General features: G+C 73.7%; 4 protein-coding genes and 2 pseudogenes. 3 read left to right on the top strand and 3 right to left on the bottom strand.

What is annotated here, in order from left to right; translation table 11 throughout:
• Window positions 1-184, top strand: a pseudogene (locus tag PROKR_RS26455) (acetylxylan esterase); the annotation flags it as partial.
• An 87-nt stretch (window positions 185-271) separates the two neighbouring features.
• On the opposite strand, the gene PROKR_RS26450 reads toward PROKR_RS26455, so the two are convergent.
• Window positions 272-1,792, bottom strand: coding sequence for an MFS transporter (locus PROKR_RS26450; RefSeq protein WP_036969740.1), 1,521 nt, complete (start codon window positions 1,790-1,792; stop codon window positions 272-274).
• A 102-nt stretch (window positions 1,793-1,894) separates the two neighbouring features.
• Here PROKR_RS26450 and PROKR_RS26445 point away from each other — a divergent pair, with 102 nt between their 5' ends.
• On the top strand, window positions 1,895-2,794 hold the full coding sequence (locus PROKR_RS26445; protein WP_036969735.1) for a helix-turn-helix transcriptional regulator: 900 nt from the start codon (window positions 1,895-1,897) through the stop codon (window positions 2,792-2,794).
• Between the two features lie 49 nt (window positions 2,795-2,843).
• Here PROKR_RS26445 and hisC read toward each other — a convergent pair whose 3' ends face one another.
• Window positions 2,844-3,932 carry a histidinol-phosphate transaminase gene (hisC, locus tag PROKR_RS26440; RefSeq protein WP_036969728.1) on the bottom strand — a complete coding sequence of 363 codons (1,089 nt, stop codon included), beginning with the start codon at window positions 3,930-3,932 and terminating at the stop codon, window positions 2,844-2,846.
• 14 nt (window positions 3,933-3,946) lie between these two features.
• On the opposite strand from hisC, the gene PROKR_RS26435 reads away from it, so the two are divergent.
• Entirely contained in the window at window positions 3,947-4,354 is a 408-nt protein-coding gene (locus PROKR_RS26435) for a phage holin family protein (protein WP_036969726.1), read from the top strand.
• 11 nt (window positions 4,355-4,365) lie between these two features.
• Here PROKR_RS26435 and PROKR_RS26430 read toward each other — a convergent pair.
• A pseudogene (locus PROKR_RS26430) lies at window positions 4,366-5,178 on the bottom strand (hypothetical protein); the annotation flags it as partial.

Genomic DNA, 5,178 nt, shown 5'->3' with positions numbered 1-5,178 from the left:
GCAGTTCGCCGTGGCCAACGCCGTCGCGGCGGTGGCCGCGTCCCGGACCGGCGGACCGGCGTGCCCCACGCTGGAGCTGGAGACCCTGCCGGCGGGGCATGCCGACTACCCCGGCGACCAGGAGGTCGGCGCCCGGTCGGCCGAAGCGACCCGGGCCCACATCGCCCGCTGCCTGGCGGGCTGAACCGGGACGGTCGGCAGAACGTCAGGCGGTCGGTAGAACGTCAGATGGTCGGCAGCTCGGAAGACCGATCATCTGACGTTCTACCGATCACTCTGCGTCCGACCTGCGCGTGACACGGTGCGCCAGCAGGGCGAACACCACGGCGCACCCGGCTTGGACGACCAGGGCGGCGACCATGCCGACGGTCAGGCCGGACCCGGTCCCGGTGGCGTCCGCCGCGGCCGTCCCGCCGGCCGTTCCACCCGCCAGGCCGGCGACGGCATGGAAGAGCCCGCCCAGCAGCGCCACGCCCAGTCCGATCCCGAGCTGTTGCAGCGTGGTCAGCAGCCCGCCCGCTACGCCGGCCGCCCAGGCCGGGGTACGCGAGAGCACCGTCTGCAGCGCGGGCCCGTACATGAAGGCCTGCGCTGCGCCGAGACCGACGAGCAGCGGCTGCAGCGCCGGCGGGGCGCTCCGGCCGTCGTCGAGCCCGATGACCAGCGCGATAGCGAGCAGCGCCGTCGCCTGACCGGACGCGGCGTAGACCATGATCCGCGGCCCCACCCGGCGCAGGATGCCCGGCAGCAGCAGCGCGGCGACGAAGAATCCGCCACCGAAGCCGAGCGTCAGCATCGCGACGTCCCAGCCGTCGGCGCCCCAGGTGGTCGGCGAGTACTCCGAGACCTCGTAGAGGAACGCGCTGTAGGAGACGAAGAACAGCAGCGTCATGGTCAGGCCGATCCGCACCGCCGGGACCCGCAGCACGCTCGGCGGCGCCACGGGCAGCCCGCCCCGTCGCTCCGTGGCGCGCTGAGCGAGGCCGAAGACCGTCAGAGTCACCACGGCCACGGCCAGCAGGCCGATGGACCAGGCCGGCCACCCCGCCGTCGGACCGAGGGTCAGCGGTACGACCAGCGCGACCAGCCCGCCCCCGAGCAGCGCGGCGCCCCGCAGGTCGAGCCCGAGCGGCGCCGGTGAGCGGGACTCCGGCACGGCGCGCAGGCCGGGCAGTGCCAGCAGCGCGATGAGGCCCGTGATCACCTGGACCGCTCGCCAGGCCAGGTGCTCCGGCAGCGCGACGGCGGTCGCGCCCGCCACGACCTGGCCGGCGATCGAGGCGATCGCGCCGGCTGCCGTGAACAGGATGATTCCGCGGGTGCGGAGCCGCTCGGGCGCGGTGGCCTGGATGCTCGTCAGCACCTGGGGCGTGAACAGTCCGGCGGCCAGGCCCAGGGCCGCGCGCAGGGCCACCAGGGAGATCAGGCCCGGGGCGAGCCCGGTCAGGACGGCCAGCAGGCCGAAGGAGATCAGCCCGATCCTGAGCAGTCTTCGGCGGCCGTAGCGGTCGCCCAGCCGACCGGAGACCACCAGCCCGGCGGCGAAGGTGGTGGTGTAGGCGGACAGCACGAGCGCCCCACCCGACGGGCCGGCGCCCAGGTCCGCCGCGATCGCGGGCACCAGCAGGTTCACCGCGCCGAACGTGAAGTTCACGGGCAGGAAGGCGAGCAGCAGCACGGCCAGGCCGCCCGAGGTCAGCGCCGGTGCCACGGCCGGGAGGGGCAGCGCCGGGGTTCCCGGCCGGCCCACCAGCGCATCGTGGTCGACCGCCGTACGGAGAGATGTCGTCATGACCCCGACCGTGCGCCGTTCGTCATCCTGGTACCAGGAGCCTGTTCATACGGGTACTGGCAGCACCTGGTTGCTCGCGCCCCGCGGGGTGACACTGGTCAGGTGACGAGTACAGCACCGGACCACAAGGCGCTCGGGGCGTTCCTGCGGGAGCGCCGCGGCCGCGTGACCCCGGCCGACGTCGGGCTGCCGCAGGCCGGCCGGCGTCGCACACCTGGTCTGCGCCGCGAGGAGGTGGCGCAGCTCGCCGGGGTGGGCGTCACCTGGTACACGTGGCTCGAGCAGGGGCGGGCGTCCCACCCGTCGGACCAGGTGCTCGACGCCGTCGCGCGCACGCTGCGCCTGCGTCCCGAGGAGCGGCGGCACCTCATGATCCTGGCCGGCAGGGCAGCCGACACGGGGGCGGACGCGCCGAACCCGCTCATGGAGGTACGTCCCGAGCACATCGCGCTGCTGGAGCGGCTGCTGCCGTTTCCCGCCGCGCTCCAGACCGCGACGTACGACCTGGTCGCGGCGAACCGCACCTACCGGTTCCTGTTCGGCGACCTCGACTCGGTCGATCCCGCCGACCGGAACTGCGCCTGGCTGCTGTTCACGAACCACGAGTGGCGCGACAGCCTCGTGGAGCCCGAGGTGGTGCTCCGCGACCTCGCCGGGCGGCTACGCGCACGGGAGGCCGAGTTCCGGCAGCACCCGAGGTGGAGCGGGCTGCTGGGCGGCCTGCGCGAGCACTCACCCGAGTTCGTGCGGTACTGGGACGAGCACGACGTTCGGGGCGACCGGCCCGGACAGCTGCGTCGCTACCAGTCCTCCCGGGTGGGCCGGCTCGACACGGTCTTCCAGAGCCTCTGGCTGGACCGCGAGCGGGGCGAGCGCGTCGTCGTGCTCACCCCGGCCGACGCCGACTCGGCCCGCCGGCTGGAGCGGCTCGACTCCCTGGTGGGCGCGGCGCCCGCCTGGACCGCCCGGGACGGCGTACTGGCGGACGCGCTGATCGGCTGAGTGGGCTCAGCGCCGTCCGTCAGCGCCGTCCGTCAGCGCAAGGTCATCCTCAGCGCCACGTCGCCGCGATGCGGAGGAACGCGTCGTTCGCCTCGGTCTCGCCGATGCTCACGCGGAGCCCGTCGCCCGCGAAGGGCCGCACCAGGACGCCGGCGGCGCTCGCCTCGGCGGCCCGCTGCGCCGTCGGCTCGCCTAGCCCGAACCAGACGAAGTTCGCCTGCGTGTCCGGGAGGTCCCAGCCCTGCTCTCGCAGCGACTCGGTGACGCGCGCGCGCTCGGTGACCAGCGCGTCGACGCGGTCCAGCAGCTCGCTCTGCGCGGCGGGCGCGAGCGAGGCCAGCGCGGCGACCTGCGCCAGGTGCGAGACGCCGAACGGCGTGGACACCGCGCGGATGCCCGCCGCGAGCCGGGGCTCGGCGACGGCGTAGCCCACGCGGAGGCCCGCCAGCCCGTAGGCCTTGGACAGGGTGCGCAGCAGCACCACGTTCGGGTGCCGGCGCAGCAGGTCGACGCCGTCGGGTACCTCGGGGTCGCGTACGAACTCCAGGTAGGCCTCGTCCACGACGACCAGCACGTCCCGGGGCACGGCCGCGAGGAAGGTCTCCAGCTCGGCGGCGTGCACCGCGGGTCCGGTCGGGTTGTTCGGCGTGCAGACCAGCACCACACGGGTGGCGGGCGTGACGGCGGCCGCCATCGCGGGCAGGTCGAGCCGGCCCGTGCTCGCCTCGACGGGGACCATGACGGCCTTGCCGCCGGCGACGGCCACCGCGATCGGGTAGGCCTCGAAGGACCGCCACGGGAACACGACCTCGTCCCCGTGCTCGACGACGGCCTGCAGCACGTGCGCGAGCACGGCGACCGAGCCGTTGCCGACGACGACGTTCTCCGGGGCCACGCCGGTGTGGCTCGCGAGCGCCTCGACGAGCTCGCCGGCGTACATGTCGGGGTACCGGTTCACCTCGGCCGCACCGCGCGCGATCGCGTCCAGCACGGAAGGCAGCGGCGGATACGGGTTCTCGTTGGACGAGAGCTTCCAGGCCTGGGTGCCGGCGGCGACGCGGGCACCGGGAACGTAGGCGGGGAGGGCCGACACGGCCGCGCGGAGCGGTACGAATGCTTCTTCCACGAGGGTCAGCATGCCACGATGACCGGATGAAGCTCGTCGCCAGCATCCTCATCACCGCACTCGCGATCGGGCTGTCGGCCCTGATCCTCGGCTCCCACATGGACGTCGTGAGCGACGGCACCACGCTCGGCACGATCCTCGCCGTGATAGTGGTGGCCGTGGTCTACGGCCTGGTTCACATGATCGTGAAGCCGATCGTCCAGCTCATCTCGCTCCCGCTCTACATCCTGACCCTCGGCCTGGTGTCGGTGCTGATCAACGCACTGATGCTGTGGATCACCACGCTCATCACGAACCAGTCGTGGTTCTCGGACACCCCCAACTGGGGTCTGGAGGTGAACGGCGGCTTCTGGTGGTACGTGCTGGCGGCGATCGTGATCTCCGTGGTGCAGACCATCCTGCTGGCCCTCCTGCCCAAGCGGATCTCGGACTGATCCGTCCTGGGTCACGACCCGGTCCGTTCCGCGCGGAAGAACACGGTGCTCGCGGCCGGCCCGTCCAGCCGCGCGCCGATCCGGTCGGTCGTGCCGGTCACCCGTGGGTCACCTGACGCGACGGCGAGGTCCAGGGTCCGGACGTGCGTCGAGACAGCGTGTGCCTGGGGCAGGCTGCCCGATGCCGCCCGGTCGGAGGTGGCAGCCGAGTCCCGCAGCGAACGTACCACCGTGACGCGGTCCCGCGTGCGGGGATTCTCCGCGGCGGACCGGCCGTCGGTCTGCGAGACCAGCTCCTCGGGAGTCTCCAGGTGCAGCACCGGGACGCCGGGCGGCGTGGCCAGCAGCCCGGTGGGCGCACCGGCGGTGACCAGCCCGCTCACCCGGTAGCGCTCGGCGAAGCCCGCGCGTGACAGGAGTGCGGTGGCCGCGATGCCGCCAAGGCTGTGGCCCACGAGAGTCACGGGCTCGTCCGGCCCTACACCGGAGTCTGCGAGCGCCCGCTCGATCGCCGCGGTAGCCCCGTCGGCCTCGCCCGCCATCAGCTCCAGGTCGGTGCGCCCGTCCCAGGGGTGATCGGCGGGCAGCGCCGACTGCGTGCCGGGGACCAGCACCGTCCAGGAGACCACGCCGTCCGGCCCCGTCACCCGCTGGACCGCGATCGTGGCCTCGGGTGCTCCGCCGGCACCGGGGTAGAGGTCGTCGATCCGTGCCAGCGCCTCCTGCACCGACGCCGCCCCGCGACCGGACCACGCCGGCAGCGCGCCACCCGCGAAGTCCCCGGGGCCGAGCCGCACGAGCCGGACCCCTGCGTCGTCCTCACC

Origin of the sequence: Promicromonospora kroppenstedtii DSM 19349 (assembly GCF_000515355.1) — a bacterium.
GTDB classification, from domain to species: Bacteria; Actinomycetota; Actinomycetes; order Actinomycetales; family Cellulomonadaceae; genus Promicromonospora; species Promicromonospora kroppenstedtii.
The sequence above is the reverse complement of the archived record's forward strand: the minus strand, read 5'-3'. Positions and strand labels throughout refer to the sequence as shown.